Raw genomic sequence first — 16,562 nt, forward strand, 5'->3', positions numbered from 1 at the left:
ATTTCATTGACATGACGGTGAGAGCCCCTTCCCGCGCCGCCCCTGGACAGCACGGTGCGGCTGCGCGCCCGGCGGCCCGGCCGTGAAGGGTGTCCCAACTCCCTCAGGGAGCAGGGTGATGGGGGGCACCGCCCGTACCGGCCCGGGAGCGCAGCGAGGACCGTCCGCCGCGGTCGGCGATGCGGCGCTGCGAAGAGGTGGGACGCCCGCCCGAGCGTTCGAGCCAGACGCAGATCAGGTCGGTCCAGGCGTGCACCCGCGCCATGCCGGAGACGTCGAGTGCCATCAGCCGCAGCAGCCGTTCGGTGCGCGCCCGGTTGCCGAAGGCGGCGCGGCGGGCGCCGAGCCGCCGTTCGAGCTCGGCGAGCGCGGCGCGTACCGGGCGGCGGGACACGGGCCTGCCCCGGTCCCGCTCCGCGAGCTGGCGCTCCATCACGGGCCCGGCGACGGCGAGCCAGCGGTCCAGCTCGGGGACGGCGTGGCGGCGCACCTCCGCGGCGAAGCGGTCCCAGTCGACGCGGGCGCGCCAGCCCCGCTGGAGCGCCTGCCACAGGCGGCCCTCCCTGCGGTCGAGGCCGCGGTCCTGGCAGATGCGCCTGGCCTCCTCGCGCAGCAGGTGCTCGTCGTACCAGAGGGCGGGACGGGGCGCGCCCTCCCCTGCGGGCCACACCCGCCGCACGGCGGTAGCGAGCGCGGGCGAGCCGTCGCCCACGATCCGGGCCGGCGCCCCGGCGCGCTCCCGGTCCAACTCCCGCAGGAACGAGGCCCAGTGGACGGCGCCCGTGCCGGTCGACAGGCGGATCGCGAAGATCGCGGGCCGGGCGCCGGGCTGGTGGGTGAGGGCGACGAAGACGGAGAACGCCAGTGCGGGCGCGCCCCCACGCCCGCCAGGCCCTGGCGCGAGCAGCGGCAGCACACCGACGAGGACCGTGTCGGGCCAGGCGTCCTGGCAGGGTGCCTGGGCCCGCCAGAGCGCCTCCGCGTAGACCTCGACCCAGTCGGAGACGAGGGTGCCGTGCCTACGCGCCGCGTCGCCCGCGGCGGCCGGGTCCCAGCGGCGGGCCGCCCGCTCGCGCACGTCGTGGCCCGCCTGGGCGTAACTCGTGCCGCGGCTGACCAGGACGAGGCCCGAAGCGATGTCGTACGCCGTGAACTGGTACTTGCGCGCGGTGCGCAGCTCCTCGGCCTCCTTGGCCCGTTCCTCCTCCGTCTGCGTCCCGGTCGGCTCGGCCCCCGGATACGGGACGGTCAGCGGCGCGGAGAAGCGGTGGGAGGAGGCCGTGGAGCCGGGCTTGGGCATGTTGCAGACATAGAGCTGCCGCCGCCGCCCCGGCGTACCGTACCGTCCGCCGAGGACGACCTTGCTCTGCTCGTGCCCGGGGACCGGGCACCGTGGCGGCGCCGCCGCCACGCTCGTGTCAGACGTCACCACGTCCGTGATTACAGACGCGGCCCCCACCGGTGTCAAGCCGGGCAGAGCGCGCACGGGACCCGCTCGGGCGTGAAGTGGGGCGTACGGCCAGGCGAGTTCACACACTTGTCACGGCGGGACGCTGGCCCGGTGGAAAGGGTCCGTGGTGTGCTGGCGCCATGGCCGTGCTGGTGATCCGTCGACACGTGGACTACATGCGTGTCAGCAGCGCAGGGTGTCCCGCCGCGCGCTGACACCGCGCTCCTGGGGCCGCTGCCCCGGTCCCCGCGGGCGCCGCGCCACGGACGGCTGACCACGGACGGCTGACGGCGGGCAGGCAGGCACGGTCCGCCATGAGGGCGGCCCCCTGCCCGCCCGGTGCCTACGGCCGTGCGTCGCACCGGCCGGGTGCCCCGCCGCCGTGCGTCGCCCTGCCCGCGCGTCCGGCGGCCGTCCGCCGCACCGCGCGTCCCGCGGGCCCCGACGTCCTCCACCGCCCCGCCGGTGCGCGCCCCCGGGGCTGCTTCCCCGTACCCCCGTACCCCCGTCCGCACAAGGGAGAACCATGACCCGGTCCACCGAACCCGCAGCCGCCGACGTCCCCGAGGGGGCCGCGGCCGGGCCCGACACCTCCGCCTGGTCGTTCGAGACAAAGCAGGTGCACGCGGGCGCCGCGCCCGACCCGGCCACCGGCGCCCGCGCCGTCCCGATCTACCAGACGTCCTCGTACGTCTTCCGCGACACCCGGCACGCCGCGGACCTGTTCTCGCTCGCCGAGCCCGGGAACATCTACACCCGGCTGCACAACCCCACGCAGGACGTCTTCGAGCAGCGCGTCGCCGCGCTGGAGGGCGGTGTCGCCGCGGTGGCGCTGGCGTCCGGGCAGGCGGCGGAGACGCTGGCGATCCTGACGGTGGCGCGCGCCGGGGACCACATCGTCTCCAGCACCTCGCTGTACGGGGGCACGTACAACCTCTTCCGGCACACGCTGCCGAAGTTCGGGATCGACGTGACGTTCGTCGACGACCCGGACGACATCGACGCGTGGCGGGCCGCGATCGGGCCGCGCACGAAGGCCCTGTTCGCGGAGACACTCGGCAACCCGCGCGGCAACGTCCTGGACGTGCGCGCGGTCGCCGACGCGGCGCACGCCGCGGGGGTGCCGCTGATCGTGGACAACACGGTGCCGACTCCGTACCTGCTGCGGCCGGTCGAGCACGGCGCCGACCTCGTCGTGCACTCGGCGACGAAGTTCCTCGGCGGGCACGGCACCACCATCGCGGGCGTGGTGGTCGACGGCGGCACCTTCGACTTCGGCGCAGAGCCGGGCCGCTTCCCCGACTTCAACGAGCCGGACCCCAGCTACCACGGGCTGCGGTACTGGCCCGACCTCGGCCCCGGCGCGTTCGCGGTGAAGCTGCGGGTGCAGCTGTTGCGCGACGTGGGCCCCGCGCTCTCGCCGCACTCGGCGTTCCTGCTGCTCCAGGGCGTGGAGACGCTGAGCCTGCGCATCGAGCGGCACTCGGCCAACGCGCAGGCGCTCGCCGAGTGGCTGGAGGGGCGCGACGAGGTCGCGGTGGTGCACTATCCCGGGCTGCCGTCCAACCGGTGGTACGAGGCGGGCCTGCGCTACCTGCCGAACGGCGCGGGCGCGGTGGTGGCGTTCGAGCTGCGCGACGGCATCGAGGCGGGCAAGCGGTTCGTGGACGGCCTCGAACTCTTCAGCCATCTGGCGAACATCGGGGACGTGCGCAGCCTCGTCATCCATCCCGCGTCCACCACCCACAGCCAGCTGGACGAGGAGCAGTTGAGGGCCACGGGCACCGCTCCTGGGCTGGTGCGGCTGTCGGTCGGGATCGAGCACCTCGCCGATCTGAAGGCCGATCTGGAGGCCGGGTTCCGCGCCGCGAAGGGCACGGGCGCGGGGAAGGGCGCCTCCTGAGCGGCCCCCGGCCGGCGGACCCGCCGCCGGCCTCCGGGGCCTGGCGGGCGGGGGACCCGCCGGGGCGGCGTCGCTGGCACGCGCTGGAGCGGCCCCTGCCGCTGGAGTCCGGCGGCGAACTGCCGGGCGTGCGGATCGCGTACGAGACCTGGGGGCGCCTCGCCGCCGACGCCTCCAACGCGGTGCTGGTCCTGCACGCGCTGACCGGCGACAGCCATGCGGCGGGCCCTGCCGGGCCCGGCCATCCCACGGCGGGGTGGTGGGACGGCCTGATCGGCCCCGGTCGCGCGCTGGACACCGACAGGTTCCATGTCGTGGCGCCCAATGTGCTCGGCGGTTGCCAGGGCACCACGGGCCCGGCGTCGCTCCGGCCGGACGGCCGGGTCTGGGGCTCGGCCTTCCCTGACCTGACACAGCGTGACCAGGTCGCGGCCGAGGCGGAGTTGGCCTGGGCGCTCGGCATCCGCAGGTGGGCGCTCGTGGTCGGCGGTTCGATGGGCGGCATGCGCGCGCTGGAGTGGGCCGTGTCCCGCCCCGAGAGCGTGCGGTCGCTGCTGGTGCTCGCGTGTCCTGCCGCGGCGAGCGCGGAGCAGATCGCCTGGGCCCGCGTCCAGTTGGGGGCCATCAGGGCCGATCCGCACTGGCACGGCGGCGACTACCACGGTGCGGCTCCGGGCCGGGGGCCGCACACCGGGCTCGGGCTCGCCCGGCGGCTCGCCCAGGTGACCTACCGCAGCGAGGCGGAGTTCCAGGAGCGGTTCGGCCGGCTGCCGCAGGGCGCCGAGGACCCGTACCGCGGCGGCAGGTACCAGGTGGAGTCCTATCTCGACCACCACGCCGACCGCCTGGTGCGCCGCTTCGACGCGGCGTCGTACGTGGTGCTGACGAAGGCCATGAACGGGCACGACGTGGGGCGGGGACGCGGCGGCACGCGGGCCGCGCTGCGGCGGGTGACGGCCCGTACCGTGGTGGCGGGCGTCGACTCGGACCGCCTCTACCCGCTGTACCAGCAGCGGGAGTTGGCCGAGGGAATCCGGGGCGCCCGGCCGCCGCGGGTGATCACGTCGGCGCACGGGCACGACGGCTTCCTGGTCGAGACCGGGCAGGTCGGCGCGCTGCTCGCGGCGCTGACGCAACCGGTCTGACGCGGGCGGGCCGCGGCCACCCGGCCGGGCCTGCCTGCCCCCACGGGCCGGCCCCCGGCACGGCCGAGGCGAGCCCCCCGGCACGGCGGTGCGACGCGGCGGTGGCTTCCGGCACGGCGGCTGCATCCCGCACGGCGGCACGGCCGGAGCGCCGGGCCGCGCCGCCGTGCCAGGGGGGCGGCGCCGGGCGCCGCCGCCGTCAGCAGGCGCCCTCGTCCTCCCAGGCGCCCCACTCGCCGGTGCTGCCCGGCTTCTCGTTCTGCGTCCACCACTTGGCCTTCCAGGCGTGGCCGCCGTACGAGACCTCGTTGCCCGCGGTGTAGGCGGTGGCGGCGTTCCACGCGGCGGCGGCGCAGCCGCTCGGGTCGCTGGGGCCCGTCGGGTCGGTCGGCGGGTCGGTGGGCGTGGTGCTCGGCGGGGTGGCGCCCGCGAACTTCACCGAGTACTTGGCGAAGTCCCAGGCCGACTGGGGCACACTCGAACAGGCGCCCGAGGTGGTGCCGTTGTTGTCGGGCGGCGAGCACTGCCGGTCGCGGTTGAGGGACCAGAAGGTGAAGCGGTCCATGCCGTGGCCGGTCGCGTAGTCCAGCACGGTCTGGAAGTCGGACTGGGTGAAGATCTCGCCCGTGTCGCTGCGGCCGTTCATGCCGGAGAAGCCCTCGTGCGCGTACGCGGTGGACTCGTTCCAGCCGAAGGTGGTCTGGAGCAGCTTGTTGAAGGCGGTGAGGGCCGAGGTCTGCGAGGCCGCCCCGTTGAAGCCGCCGTCGAAGGGCATGATGGAGAAGTTGTTGGGCGTGAAGCCCTGCGACTTGGCCTCGTTGAGCATCTGCTGGCCGAACCAGCCGGTGCCCGCCGCGGTGCCGGCCGTGGTCACGGAGACGTAGAGACCGGGGTTGTTCTGCTGGAGGATCTTGGCGGCGCCGATCTCGTGGGAGACGGCCGCGGTGTTCTCGTACTCCGGCTCCTCCAGGTCGAAGTCGATGGCGTGCAGCTGGTACTTGTCGATGACCTGCTGGTACGCGGCGGCCGTGGACGCGGCGTCGGAGCACGCCTGGCCCAGCTTCGTACCGCCGTAGCCGCCGATGGAGACGGAGACGTCGCCGCCCTTGGCCCGGATGGCGCTGATGGTCGAGGCGACGGAGGTGTCACTCGACACGGGCGCGGTGCCGCCCCATGTGGGCGAGCAGCCACCACCGTTGGGGGCGAGGATGAACGCCAGCTGGAACGCCTTGAGCCCGGAGGCGTCCATGATCTCGGTGGCGCTCGGCGGGGTGTTGTCGAGAGGCATCAGATAAGGGGCGGCGGCGTACCACCTGTCGCTGAGCGCGGCGGCCTTGGCGGTGGACGCCGCGCCACTGTGCGCGGCGGTGTGGACGGCGCCGGCCGAGCCGAAGGCGGTCGGCGACGCCACGGCGAGGCCCGCGCCGGCGAGCGCGACCGCTGCCGCGCCGCCGAGGAGGGCACGTAGACGCTTCATGGGCGATCTCCCGGTGAGGTGGAGGGGGCCGGAGAACGCAGCGCGAATCTGCGAACGCAGCTCAGAATCGGGCACGTCCTCCGGCACGTCAATAACTTGGACTAGACCAAAGCCATCGAACCTCCGGTGCGGCGGCTTCGCGGCACGGGGGCGTGACGATCGTGTTACCGCTCACGGCCGCCGTGCGGTGACGGCTCGTCACCCCCGCCGCGCGCGGCGGGGCATGGTCCTGGCCGCCGGGGCAACACGGATACCACGAAGGAAGAGAGGGGTACGCCATGCCGATCACGTTCCGCAAGAGCTTCCGCATCCTCCCGGGGGTACGCCTCAACATCAACCGCCGCTCATGGTCCTTCACCACGGGCGGCGGCGACCACGGGCCGCACCACACGCACAGCAGCACCGGCAGGAGCACGACGTCGATGGACCTGCCGGGCCCCTTCGGCTGGCGGAAGACCACGACGAAACGGCACAGGGGCCACTGAGCGGGACCGGGGCGCGGGAGCCACGGGGCGGGGCAGCAGCGCCCGCCCCCGGCCGCCCCCGGCCGCCGCCGGCAGCACGCCCTGCCGCCACTCCCCCGCCCCTCCGCTCCAGGTTCCGCTTCCGGTTGCGGCGGCGACACGCGCGGGTCGATGATCGGTCGGCGGGGCGGGTTCCGGTATCCCTGTTCCGTGGCCGCGCGCCCGTACGGCGGCGCCGACACGACGCCTCACCCGAACGGACCACCCCGAGTCGGCACTTATCTCATAGGTGATATAGCCTTTCATCTATGGCAGACGACTACCTCGTACGCATCGGCAAGCTCATCCGCGACGCCAGGCAGCACCGGGGCTGGACGCAGACACAGCTGGCCGAAGCACTCGCAACCAGCCAGAGCGCGGTCAATCGCATCGAGCGCGGCAATCAGAACATCAGCCTTGAGATGATCGCCCGTATCGGTGAGGCCCTCGACAGTGAGATCGTCTCCCTGGGCTACTCGGGCCCCATGCACCTGCGGGTGGTCGGCGGCCGCAGGCTCTCCGGCTCCATCGACGTCAAGACGTCCAAGAACGCCTGTGTCGCCCTCCTGTGCGGCTCCCTCCTCAACAAGGGCCGCACGGTGCTGCGCCGGGTCGCCAGGATCGAGGAGGTCTACCGGCTCCTGGAAGTCCTCAACTCCATCGGCGTGCGGACCCGCTGGATCAACGACGGCGTCGACCTGGAGATCGTGCCGCCCGCCGACCTCGACATGGAGGCCATCGACGCCGACGCGGCCCGCCGCACCCGCTCCATCATCATGTTCATGGGGCCGCTGCTGCACCGCATGGACTCCTTCCGGCTGCCGTACGCCGGCGGCTGCGACCTCGGCACGCGCACGATCGAGCCGCACATGATCGCGCTGCGCCGCTTCGGCCTCGACATCGCCGCGACCGAGGGGCTGTACCACGCGCAGGTGGACCGCACGGTCGCCCCGAGCCGGCCGATCGTCCTGACCGAGCGCGGCGACACCGTCACCGAGAACGCGCTGCTCGCCGCCGCGCGCCACGACGGCGTCACGGTCATCCGCAACGCCTCCTCGAACTACATGGTCCAGGACCTCTGCTTCTTCCTCGAAGCGCTGGGCGTGCGGGTCGACGGCATCGGCACCACGACGCTCACGGTGCACGGTGTGCCGTCCATCGACACCGACGTCGACTACTCGCCCTCCGAGGACCCGGTCGAGGCGATGAGCCTGATCGCCGCGGCGGTCGTCACGGAGTCGCAGCTGACGATCCGCCGGGTCCCGATCGAGTTCCTGGAGATCGAGCTCGCGGTCCTCGAGGAGATGGGCCTCGACCACGACACGACGCCCGAGTACGCGGCGGACAACGGCCGCACCAGGCTGGTCGACCTGACGGTGCGCCCGTCGAAGCTGGAGGCGCCGATCGACAAGATCCACCCGATGCCGTTCCCCGGCCTCAACATCGACAACGTGCCGTTCTTCGCGGCGATCGCGGCGATGGCCCAGGGCCAGACCCTGATCCACGACTGGGTCTACGACAACCGGGCGATCTACCTGACCGACCTCAACCGCCTCGGCGGGCGCCTCCAACTCCTCGACCCGCACCGCGTCCTGGTCGAAGGCCCCACCCGCTGGCGCGCCGCCGAGATGATGTGCCCGCCGGCACTGCGCCCCGCGGTGGTGGTCCTGCTCGCCATGATGGCCGCCGAGGGGACCTCGGTCCTGCGCAACGTCTACGTCATCAACCGCGGCTACGAGGACCTCGCTGAGCGCCTCAACTCGGTCGGCGCGCAGATCGAGATCTTCCGCGACATCTGATGCGAGGATGCCGCCGCACCCCGCCCGACCCGTGGCTCAGCGGGTCAGGGAGGGGTGCGGCGCCATCTCTGGGACTCCTCTGGGACTTCGGGCCCGCGAGGGGCTACGAGCCGGGCGGTCTGTGTTGCCCTCCTCCAGCGCAGCGAGCACGTCGGCGAGCCGCTGCCCTCTCATCGCCACTGTCGCGTCGCGTGGCAGCGGTTGCCGATCGTGCGGAGGGCGTCGAGCAGTTCCGGAGGCCCGTCGACTTCGAAGTCGGCGTCGATGACCAGGATGTGCGCGGCGAGCATGTGCGGATTCTCCGCGCCGACGTGGACCAGACAGGTCTGGTCGTCGACGGCTTCGACCACTGTGGCCGGGGTCAGCCATTGCACCAGTTCGGTAGCCGGTTTGTGCACCCTCACCCGCGCGCGGTAGCGGGTCAGCGCGGCGTCGACGCCTTTGGTGACATAGGCGGTCAGGTCCCGCTCCGGGGGCTCGCGGGGTGTGAAGCGTGGCCCCGTAGGCAGGCTTGGCCTCGGAGAGCAGCGTCCGGACGCGGGACCAGGCGCCGTCGGCGCCGATGAGGAGGTCGGTGGTGATGACCGAGCCGTCGGCGAACGTCACCTCGTGGCGGCCGTCGCCCAGCGGCCGGGCGGCGGTGGCCTTGTGGCCCCAGCGGACCGTGCCCTCGGGCAGAGAACCCAGCAGCAGGTCGCGCAGGTCGCCGCGGTCGACCTCGGGGCGGTCACCGTCGCCGTCGTCCTCGCTGGAGACGTGGACGGTGCCGTCGGGGCCGAGCAGGCGCATCGCCTGGCCGCCCTCGTGGACGAGCTTGAGGAAGTCGTCGTACAGGCCGGCGGCACGCAGGGCCTGCTGCCCGTTCTCCACGTGGATGTCGAGCATGCCGCCCTGGGTGCGGGCCTCCGGGCCGGCCTCCAGGTCGAAGATCGCCGACTCGATGCCGTGGACGTGCAGGACGCGGGCGGTGGTCAGACCACCGAGGCCACCGCCGATGATCGCGACGGGGAAGTGGGGGGTGCTCATGGTGGACCTCTGACGGAAGGGGGCGCGGATACGCGCCGGGCGGGCGGCTGCCGGCACGGCGGGAACGTGCCGCGCACGGGTGTCGCGGCGGTCTCTCCGGCCACTTCCACCGTAACGAACATGTTCGTAGCGAACAAATTCTTCCCAGCCCGTGCATGCCGTCACGGCCCGGTGAGTCCGGCGCGCACCGGGCCCCGCACGGGGTCAGTCGACCTGGTGAGGCACCGCAGTGCCCGTGATCCCGTTGACGAGGACGTCGAAGGCCCAGCGCATCCGGTCCCGGACCGCGCCGCCGACCAGGTCCGGCATGTGGGCGGTGATCGCCGGGTGCGTGGCCGCGTCGACGGCGCGCAGTGCGCGCACGGTGGCGTTCCAGTCGTCCTCGGCGGCGGGGTCGTGGTCGTGGGCCGACTGTTCCGCGGCGGTGGCCGTGGCTTCCTGGAGCAGTTTGTCCACCCCCCAGGCGACCTGGGCCCGGGGTGCGCCGCTGCGGGCGAGCAGGTCCAGGACGCGGTCCACCAGCCGCAGGTAGTTCTCGCCGCTCGGCCGGGCCACCAGCGCGGACCGGGCGAGCTGCGGGTGCTGGAACAGCACCAGGGTGTACGACGTCATGACCGCGCGGAGCTGCCCCCGCCAGTCGTCGCCGCCGCCCCGGCCGCTCAGGTCCACCTCGCCGAGCAGCGCGTCCAGCACGGCCGCGTGCAGCTCGGCGGTGTTGGCGACGTAGACGTACAAGGAGGCCGGACCGGTGTCCAGCTCCTGCGCCAGGCGGCGCATGGTGACCTTCTCCAGCCCCTGCGTCCGCATGATCCGTACGGCCGTCTCCACGATCCAGCGGCGGGACAGGGGCGGCTTCGCCGGACGATCCCGGCGACTGACCGGCTCTCTTCTTCCACTCATAACATCGATCGTAACGAACGCGTTCGCACTCGGTGAGCCGGAGCGAAGGACGGGCACGCCTGGCACCCCGCCACCGGACGTCCCGGACGGTGACCCTTGAGCAGCGGCAGGAGCTGGGTGACGTCGTGCCGGTTCCCGCCAGTTGGCGTGACGGCAAGCGGGGTTCCGCGTTGGCCGACGATCAGGTGTCGATCAACCAGTCCTCCGTCCACATGGCCGACACGCTAGGGCGTGTGTCGGAAGTGCTCCTCCGGGGCTCCCACGGAACGTGGTCTCTGTCGTGTGATCCTGGTGTCATGACTGATCACCGCGAGGTTGCCATCGTCCGCTGGCCAGGCCAGACTCCTCCGATCGAGGACGGCCTGGCCGCCTTGCTGGCGGCCTACCACCTGCGGACTGAGGCTGAGAAGGGGGAACCGGTTGCCCATGTGGACAGGTTGCCGGATCGCTACCGAGCAGAGATCACCGACCCTGGGACCGCGTTTGCCGGTGACATCGTGCTGGTGGCTCTCCTGCGGGATGCCGCTGTGGGCTGTTTGGTGCTGACCTCCCCGGCCAACGAGCCACCAGAGATCAAGAGGCTCTGGACCGACACTGAATTCCGTGGCCAGGGCATTGCGTCCGCCTTGCTCGGCGCTGCGCTCGCCCATGCTGCGGAGAACGGCGTGGACACCGTCCGGCTCTCAGTGTGGGAATGGCGGACCGGGGCCATTGCCCTGTACGAACGACTCGGCTTCACCGTCACCGACTCATGGGATGAGCGGGATCAATTGGTGTGCATGCAACGCGCTGTCTGAGTGGTCACAGCCATTCGTTGATGGCCGTGATGAGAACGGTTGCCTCGTAGCGGACCGCAAGCTTGTCGTATCTCGTAGCGACGGCACGGTTCCTCTTAAGTCGGTCGATCCCGCACTCGACCGCACGACGCTCGCGGTAGTCGACCGGGTCGAAGCGCTGCGGCCGGCCACCGCGGGAGCCGAGCTTTCGGCGGTTGCGTGCCTGGTCGGCCTTGTCAGGGATGGTGCAGCGGATCCCGCGGCGGCGTAGATAGGCCCGGTTCTGGCGGGAGGCGTACGCTTTGTCGGCACGGACCCGATCGGGTCGGACGCGTGGCCGACCTGGTCCGATGCGGGGCACCCGGACCTTCTCAAGCACCGGCTCGAACTGCGGCGAACCGCCGCGCTGGCCGGCCGTGATCACGATCGCCAGGGGCTTTTGGCCCTGTTCGACGGCCAGGTGCAGCTTGGTCGTGAAACCGCCGCGCGAGCGTCCCAGCCCGTGATCACCGGGCTCGGCGAAGGCGCCCCCGGGGGTTCCTTCTGCAGGTCGCCCTGCTTACGGGCTCCGGCCGCATGCTGTTGAGCGCGACACACCGTGGAGTCGACGCTCAGGTCCCACCTGATCGCGCCCTTCGCGGACTGAAGCCGGGTGAGGATGCGGTGCCAGGCGCCGTCCCGCTGCCATCGGCGAAACAGGTCGTAGACACGGCCCCACGGCCCGTACTCGACGGGCACGTCCCGCCACGGCACGCCGGTCCGGACTCGGAAGCGTATGCCGTCGATCAGCTGTCGCCGGGACCAGACGGGCGGCCTCCCCGCCCGCGTGCTCTTCGGCAACAACGGCTCCAACACCGCCCATTGTTTATCCGTGAGATCACCCCGCCCCATAAACCATGATCATTCACGGCTCAAGATCTACTTTCGATACACGGCCTAGTGTCCTGAGTCGTTAATTCGTGTGCGGTATGCGGTGAGGGTGTCGAGGATGTCGTCGGCGGTCTTCGTCCAGACGAACGGCTTGGGGTTCTTGTTCCATTCGTTGATCCAGCCGCGGATGTCCCGTTCGAGTTCGACGACGCGTGGGAGTGTCCAATCGACGGCTGATCTTGGTTGTTGAGGGTCAGTGGCTGGTGAGGGTGAGTCGGCCTTCGAAGGCGATCTGGAAGGCGTTCAGCGGCGTCTTCCAGCGCATCGTCCAGCGGCGTCGGCCCTTGCCGGTCGGGTCCAGGCTCATCAGTGCCATGCAGACGCATTTCAACGCGGGGCCCTCCGACGGGAAGTGGCCGCGGGCCCGGACGGCCTTGCGGATGCGGGCGTTCACGCTCTCGATCGCATTCGTCGAGCAAATGGCCTTGCGGATCTCGACGTCGGACGACAGGAAGGGCACCATCTCGGCCCAGGCGTCGGACCACAGCTTGACCACGGCCGGATACTTGGTGGCCCACTTCTCGGAGAACTCCAGGAACCGTGTCGTCGCGGCGGCCTCGCTCGGTGTGGTGCAGACGGGCTTCAGGTCCTTGGCGACCTTGTCCCAGTCCTGGCGGGCGCAGTACCGGATGCTGTTGCGGATCAAGTGAACGATGCAGGTCTGGACGACAGTTCGGGGCCAGACGGTCTCGACCGCGTCCGGCAGGCCCTTCAGGCCGTCGCAGACGAGTATGAGGACGTCCTCGACGCCGCGGTTCTTCAGCTCGGTGAAGACCTGGAGCCAGTGCTTGGCGCCTTCGCCGCCGTCGCCGGCCCAGGTGCCGAGGATGTCGCGGGTGCCGTCGACGGTGACGGCCATGGCGACGTAGATCGGACGGCTGGCGACCTTGCCGTCACGGATCTCGGTTCTGTCGACGATCTTGTGATGTGGACGGCTGAGTACATTGCTCGGCCTGTTCGCGATCATGCATTGCGTGCTCTCGTAATGTGCTCCTGGAGCTGTTTCCGTACCTGTCCGCGTTGCTGATCGAGGAGGGCGGGCGGGGGCCGGACCAGGTAGTGCTGAGAACGCGGGTGCGGTCGGCGACTGGTTCTTGTCGGTGCGGTCAGAGCTCGGCCCGGGTGCATGGCCGGTACGTACGCCGGCTGCGTGATATCGCCGTGGGCGGGCTCGGTGTCGTGATCGAGCGGTGCGTGCGCCGCTTCCGCTGCGAGAATCCTGCCTGCACGGCGGTGACGTTCGCCGAGCAGGTCCTGGGACTGACCACCCCGCACAGTCGGCATACCCCGCTGCTGCGCGAAGTGTTGACGCAGGTCGGGCTGGCCCTGGCCGGCCGGGCAGGAGCCCGACTGGCGTCCGCGGTCGGCCTCATCATAGGAAAGGACACGCTGTTGCGGCTGGTCAGGGCCCTGCCCGAGCCGGAGATCGGCAAGGTGGAGATCCTTTGGCGTCGACGACTTCGCCTTCCGCAAGGGGCGCCACTACGGCACGGTACTGATCGACATGACCACCCACCGGCCGCTACACCTCTACGACGGCCGCGAAGGCGAGGGCGTGGCCGCCTGGCTCCGCGATCACCCCGAGGTGGAGGTCATTTGCCGGGACCGTTCCAGCGGATACTCGGAGGGCGCTCGGATCGGGGCGCCGCAGGCCGAACAGGTCGCGGACCGCTACCACCTGTGGGCCAACCTCGGCCAGGCCGTCGAGAAGACGGTCGGCGCCCACCGCTCCCGCCTGGCCGAACTGTCTCCCGGCTCGGCCTCCGGCCCCGACCACATGGAGGTGATGCCTGAGGTGGTCCAGCCGCCGAAAGAGCTGAAGGTCGTGGTCCGGCTGCGTGAGCAGCATGCTGCCGCCGATGAGCTGTGGCAGCAGGGGATGTCGAAGGCGGCGATCGGCCGGAAGCTCGGGCTGCACCAGGCCACCGTTCGTAAATTGGTCAGTGCCCGTTCCGCCGACGATCTCGTGGCCAAGAGCCTCCAGCGAGCGCATGTCGTCGACCCGTACGTCGGTTACTTGCACCGGCGGTGGAATGAGGGCGTCAGAAACGCCGCCCAGCTCTGCCGCGAAATCCAGCAACTCGGCTATCCCGGCGGCGAACTGGCTGTTCAGCGGCGTCTGCGGCGTTACCGGACCGGGCGCGGACACGCACCCGACACGGGACCGAAGCCTCCGTCGGTCCGCGAGGTCACCTCCTGGATGACGACCCACCCCGAGCGCCTGCGGGACGAGGACGCCGACAAGCTGCACCGGCTGCGTGAGCGCGATCCAGAACTCGACCGGCTCACTCTTCACATCAGGAAGTTCGCCGCGATGATGACCGGCCGCCACGGCGACCGCCTCGAAGAGTGGATCACCGACGTCGAACGGGACAGCCTGGCTCCGCTTGCGGGCTTCGCCCGCAACCTCCGCCGCGACTTCGACGCGGTCCGCAACGGGCTGTCTCTGTCGCACAGTTCCGGCGCCGTCGAGGGCAACATCAACCGGCTGAAGATGCTGAAACGCCAGATGTCCGGCAGGGCCAGCCTCGATCTCCTTCGCAAACGCGTCCTGCTCACACGGTGAGCCTCGACCGTCCACATCACAAGATCGTCGACAGAACCCGGATCTTCACGTTGATCGCGTCCACGAAGACCACCGGGCAGACACGATCGAGCGGCCGGGCCTGCCATTCGGCCATGCCCTCCATCACCTTGTCGGTGATCGTGCTGATGGTCTGCTTGAACACCTCAGCGCCGTACACCTCGGCCAGATGAGCCGATATCTCGCCGTGCGTGAGTCCCTTCGCGGACAGCGAGAGCACCATCTCGTCCACACCGCTCAGGCACCGTTGACGCTTCTTTACGAGCTGCGGCTCGAAGGTGCCGGCCGTGTCGCGGGGAACCTTCACCTCCACCGGACCGACATCGGTGAGTACGGTCTTCGACCGGGTGCCGTTGCGGCTGTTGCCACTGTTCCTGCCCGTCACGTCGTGCTTGTCATAGCCGACGTGATCGGTGATCTCACCCTCCAGCGCGGACTCCAGGACCCTCTTGGCCAGCTGCTGCAGCAGCCCGCCCTCGCCGGTCAGCTGCAGTCCTTCGGAGCGAGCACGCTCGACCAGCATCGCGACCAGCTGCTCGTCCGACACCGCCTCCACAGCCGACTCGACGACCGGCTCCTCCACGGCCTCGTGCTCAGCGATGGTCTCGCTCATCAGGCGTCTCCTCGATCATCGGATCAGCCGTCCATTGGACACTCCCCCCGTCCTGGCGTCGGCCGTCACAGGTACGGACATGGCGGGCGTGCCTGCCACGTTGAACGGCATGGTGAACGGCGACAGGTCATTGATGCGCTCGATCCAGCCGAGGCCGTCCAGCGTCTCCACCCCTTCGGTATGAGTGCCCAGGGACAAGGGGGGCTCCGGCAGGGTCGGCGTGAGGAGATGTCGTACGCGTCGAAGTACCGCGCCAGGCTTCGCGCGACCCGGTTCCGCATCGCGAGAGCGGTGAGGAATTGCGCGCCGCCGACCCGCTGCCCGTAGTGGTAGCCGGCGAGGGTCGCGGGCTCAAGGGTCGAGGAGCCGATGGGACGGCCGAAGGCGGCGGCCAGCTCATCGACCAGGGTGGTGAGGTTCACCGTCATGAGCCGGGCATTGGCCAGGACGAATTCCTCCCAGTCGGCACCGAGGTCGACCTCGGCCTCCTCCACCTGGTGACCGAGGGATTCAAGCAACCGCACGGTGCGGGAGAGGGCGTCGGACACCGGTGCGGTGGTGCGGCGTCCGCCCCACGCCTGAGCGAGGACACCGATGCGCAACGGGCCCGGATGACGGGTGACTTCCTCCGCGTACGGCCGTGAAGGCTGCTGGGTGAAGTAGGGGTCGCCCGGTTCCGGGCCGCGCATCCGGTCGAGCAGTACCGCACTGTCGCGTACGGCACGGCTGACGCAGCCGTGCACGGCCAGGCCGTTGAAGACCTCGTCGACGCCGGGCCCCATGGACACCCGGCCACGGGTGGGTTTGATGCCGAAGAGGCCGTTGCAGGCGGCGGGGACACGGAGCGATCCGGCGGCGTCGGTGCCGTGGGCGACCGGGACCACCCCCGCGGCGACAGCGGCGGCCCCGCCTCCACTGGACCCGCCCGCGCTCCGCTCCAGGTCCCACGGGTTGCGGGTCGCCCCGTACAACACTGATTCCGTCGAGATGCCGTAGGCCATCTCCGGTGTCGCGGTGCGCCCGAACGTCACGAGGCCGGCGCGGCGGAAGCGCAGCATCAATGAGGAGTCGGAGCCGACGACGTTACCGGCCGCCAGACGGCTTCCCAGCTCCATTCGCCTGCCGACCATGGCCACCGCGATGTCTTTGATCAGAAAAGGGACGCCGGCCAGGGGCGCGCTGCCGGGGACGGGTTCGTCGTCGGGCGCCCAGTTCTCCACGACGGCGTTGATCCGCGGATCGACTGCCTGTACAGCCTCGCGTGCGGCTGCCTCAGGTTCGGCGGGGTGCGCCTCGCCCCTGGCCACCAGCTCCGCCAGCCCGACCGCGTCGAAGCTCACGTATTCAGAAACTTTCACTGTCGCTCCCTGACAAGACCGATACCGTCGAGTTCCGAATGATACCCACCGGTATCGAAGGAGTATGGCTGGTACCGTAGGGGTCGCGAACCCCACGA

10 protein-coding genes and 8 pseudogenes are annotated in these 16,562 nt (G+C 70.9%); 7 read left to right on the forward strand and 11 right to left on the reverse strand.

The window, feature by feature from the left end; all coding sequences use genetic code 11:
* Positions 1-103: 103 nt before the first annotated feature.
* Complete coding sequence (locus ABEA77_RS00155; RefSeq protein ID WP_345639658.1) at positions 104-1,432, reverse strand: hypothetical protein; 1,329 nt, start codon at positions 1,430-1,432, stop codon at positions 104-106.
* Between the two features lie 544 nt (positions 1,433-1,976).
* On the opposite strand from ABEA77_RS00155, the gene ABEA77_RS00160 reads away from it, so the two are divergent.
* Together ABEA77_RS00160 and metX are read left to right on the forward strand one after the other, a co-directional pair.
* Positions 1,977-3,353 (forward strand): bifunctional o-acetylhomoserine/o-acetylserine sulfhydrylase, encoded by a 1,377-nt coding sequence (locus ABEA77_RS00160; RefSeq protein ID WP_345639660.1) that lies wholly within the window; start codon positions 1,977-1,979, stop codon positions 3,351-3,353.
* A complete protein-coding gene (gene metX / locus ABEA77_RS00165) occupies positions 3,350-4,498 on the forward strand; it encodes a homoserine O-acetyltransferase MetX (protein WP_345640179.1) in 1,149 nt (382 codons plus the stop codon). Before ABEA77_RS00160 ends, metX begins: the two co-directional genes overlap by 4 nt.
* Before the next feature lie 199 nt (positions 4,499-4,697).
* Here the strand turns inward: metX and ABEA77_RS00170 are convergent, their stop codons facing one another.
* A complete protein-coding gene (locus tag ABEA77_RS00170) occupies positions 4,698-5,975 on the reverse strand; it encodes a carbohydrate-binding protein (RefSeq protein ID WP_345639662.1) in 1,278 nt (425 codons plus the stop codon).
* Positions 5,976-6,253: 278 nt separating this feature from the next.
* Here ABEA77_RS00170 and ABEA77_RS00175 point away from each other — a divergent pair, with 278 nt between their 5' ends.
* Together ABEA77_RS00175 and ABEA77_RS00180 are read left to right on the forward strand one after the other, a co-directional pair.
* On the forward strand, positions 6,254-6,460 hold the full coding sequence (locus ABEA77_RS00175; protein WP_345639664.1) for a DUF4236 domain-containing protein: 207 nt from the start codon (positions 6,254-6,256) through the stop codon (positions 6,458-6,460).
* Between the two features lie 287 nt (positions 6,461-6,747).
* Entirely contained in the window at positions 6,748-8,277 is a 1,530-nt protein-coding gene (locus ABEA77_RS00180; protein ID WP_345639665.1) for a helix-turn-helix domain-containing protein, read from the forward strand.
* Between the two features lie 170 nt (positions 8,278-8,447).
* Here ABEA77_RS00180 and ABEA77_RS00185 read toward each other — a convergent pair whose 3' ends face one another.
* From ABEA77_RS00185 to ABEA77_RS33875, 4 genes and pseudogenes are all read right to left on the reverse strand, one after another.
* Complete coding sequence (locus tag ABEA77_RS00185) at positions 8,448-8,675, reverse strand: WCX domain-containing protein (RefSeq protein WP_486389437.1); 228 nt, start codon at positions 8,673-8,675, stop codon at positions 8,448-8,450.
* 103 nt (positions 8,676-8,778) lie between these two features.
* A pseudogene (locus tag ABEA77_RS00190) lies at positions 8,779-9,303 on the reverse strand (FAD-dependent oxidoreductase); the annotation flags it as partial.
* Positions 9,304-9,507: 204 nt separating this feature from the next.
* Positions 9,508-10,203 (reverse strand): TetR/AcrR family transcriptional regulator, encoded by a 696-nt coding sequence (locus tag ABEA77_RS00195; RefSeq protein WP_345639667.1) that lies wholly within the window; start codon positions 10,201-10,203, stop codon positions 9,508-9,510.
* 65 nt (positions 10,204-10,268) lie between these two features.
* Positions 10,269-10,391 (reverse strand): annotated as a pseudogene (locus tag ABEA77_RS33875) (IS5/IS1182 family transposase); the annotation flags it as partial.
* 108 nt (positions 10,392-10,499) lie between these two features.
* Here ABEA77_RS33875 and ABEA77_RS00200 point away from each other — a divergent pair.
* Positions 10,500-11,000, forward strand: coding sequence for a GNAT family N-acetyltransferase (locus tag ABEA77_RS00200; RefSeq protein WP_345639669.1), 501 nt, complete (start codon positions 10,500-10,502; stop codon positions 10,998-11,000).
* A 4-nt stretch (positions 11,001-11,004) separates the two neighbouring features.
* On the opposite strand, the gene ABEA77_RS00205 is transcribed toward ABEA77_RS00200, so the two are convergent.
* The 3 genes and pseudogenes from ABEA77_RS00205 to ABEA77_RS00215 all read right to left on the reverse strand — a co-directional run.
* A protein-coding gene (locus tag ABEA77_RS00205) for an IS5 family transposase (protein ID WP_345639671.1) occupies positions 11,005-11,870 on the reverse strand; the annotation gives its coding sequence in 2 pieces (ribosomal slippage) (positions 11,005-11,498 and positions 11,498-11,870; 867 coding nt in all).
* Positions 11,871-11,915: 45 nt separating this feature from the next.
* Positions 11,916-12,059 (reverse strand): annotated as a pseudogene (locus tag ABEA77_RS00210) (IS630 family transposase); the annotation flags it as partial.
* Positions 12,060-12,102: 43 nt separating this feature from the next.
* Positions 12,103-12,813, reverse strand: a pseudogene (locus tag ABEA77_RS00215) (IS256 family transposase); the annotation flags it as partial.
* Positions 12,814-12,983: 170 nt separating this feature from the next.
* Here ABEA77_RS00215 and ABEA77_RS33880 point away from each other — a divergent pair.
* Positions 12,984-13,115, forward strand: a pseudogene (locus tag ABEA77_RS33880) (transposase family protein); the annotation flags it as partial.
* 238 nt (positions 13,116-13,353) lie between these two features.
* Positions 13,354-14,475, forward strand: a pseudogene (locus ABEA77_RS00220) (ISL3 family transposase); the annotation flags it as partial.
* 37 nt (positions 14,476-14,512) lie between these two features.
* Here the strand turns inward: ABEA77_RS00220 and ABEA77_RS00225 are convergent.
* Positions 14,513-15,016 (reverse strand): annotated as a pseudogene (locus ABEA77_RS00225) (transposase); the annotation flags it as partial.
* A gap of 135 nt (positions 15,017-15,151) precedes the next feature.
* A pseudogene (locus ABEA77_RS00230) lies at positions 15,152-16,464 on the reverse strand (amidase); the annotation flags it as partial.
* Positions 16,465-16,562: the final 98 nt, after the last annotated feature.

Source organism: Streptomyces tremellae (assembly GCF_039540215.1).
Classification (GTDB): Bacteria; Actinomycetota; Actinomycetes; order Streptomycetales; family Streptomycetaceae; genus Streptomyces; species Streptomyces tremellae.

Bases quoted from the DNA above. Each gene is read 5' to 3' on its own strand.
- ABEA77_RS00160 (WP_345639660.1), top strand. From the start codon at position 1,977: ATGACCCGGTCCACCGAACCCGCAGCCGCCGACGTCCCCGAGGGGGCC.
- ABEA77_RS00170 (WP_345639662.1), bottom strand. From the start codon at position 5,975: ATGAAGCGTCTACGTGCCCTCCTCGGCGGCGCGGCAGCGGTCGCGCTC.
- ABEA77_RS00175 (WP_345639664.1), top strand. From the start codon at position 6,254: ATGCCGATCACGTTCCGCAAGAGCTTCCGCATCCTCCCGGGGGTACGC.
- ABEA77_RS00180 (WP_345639665.1), top strand. From the start codon at position 6,748: ATGGCAGACGACTACCTCGTACGCATCGGCAAGCTCATCCGCGACGCC.
- ABEA77_RS00195 (WP_345639667.1), bottom strand. From the start codon at position 10,203: ATGAGTGGAAGAAGAGAGCCGGTCAGTCGCCGGGATCGTCCGGCGAAG.
- ABEA77_RS00200 (WP_345639669.1), top strand. From the start codon at position 10,500: ATGACTGATCACCGCGAGGTTGCCATCGTCCGCTGGCCAGGCCAGACT.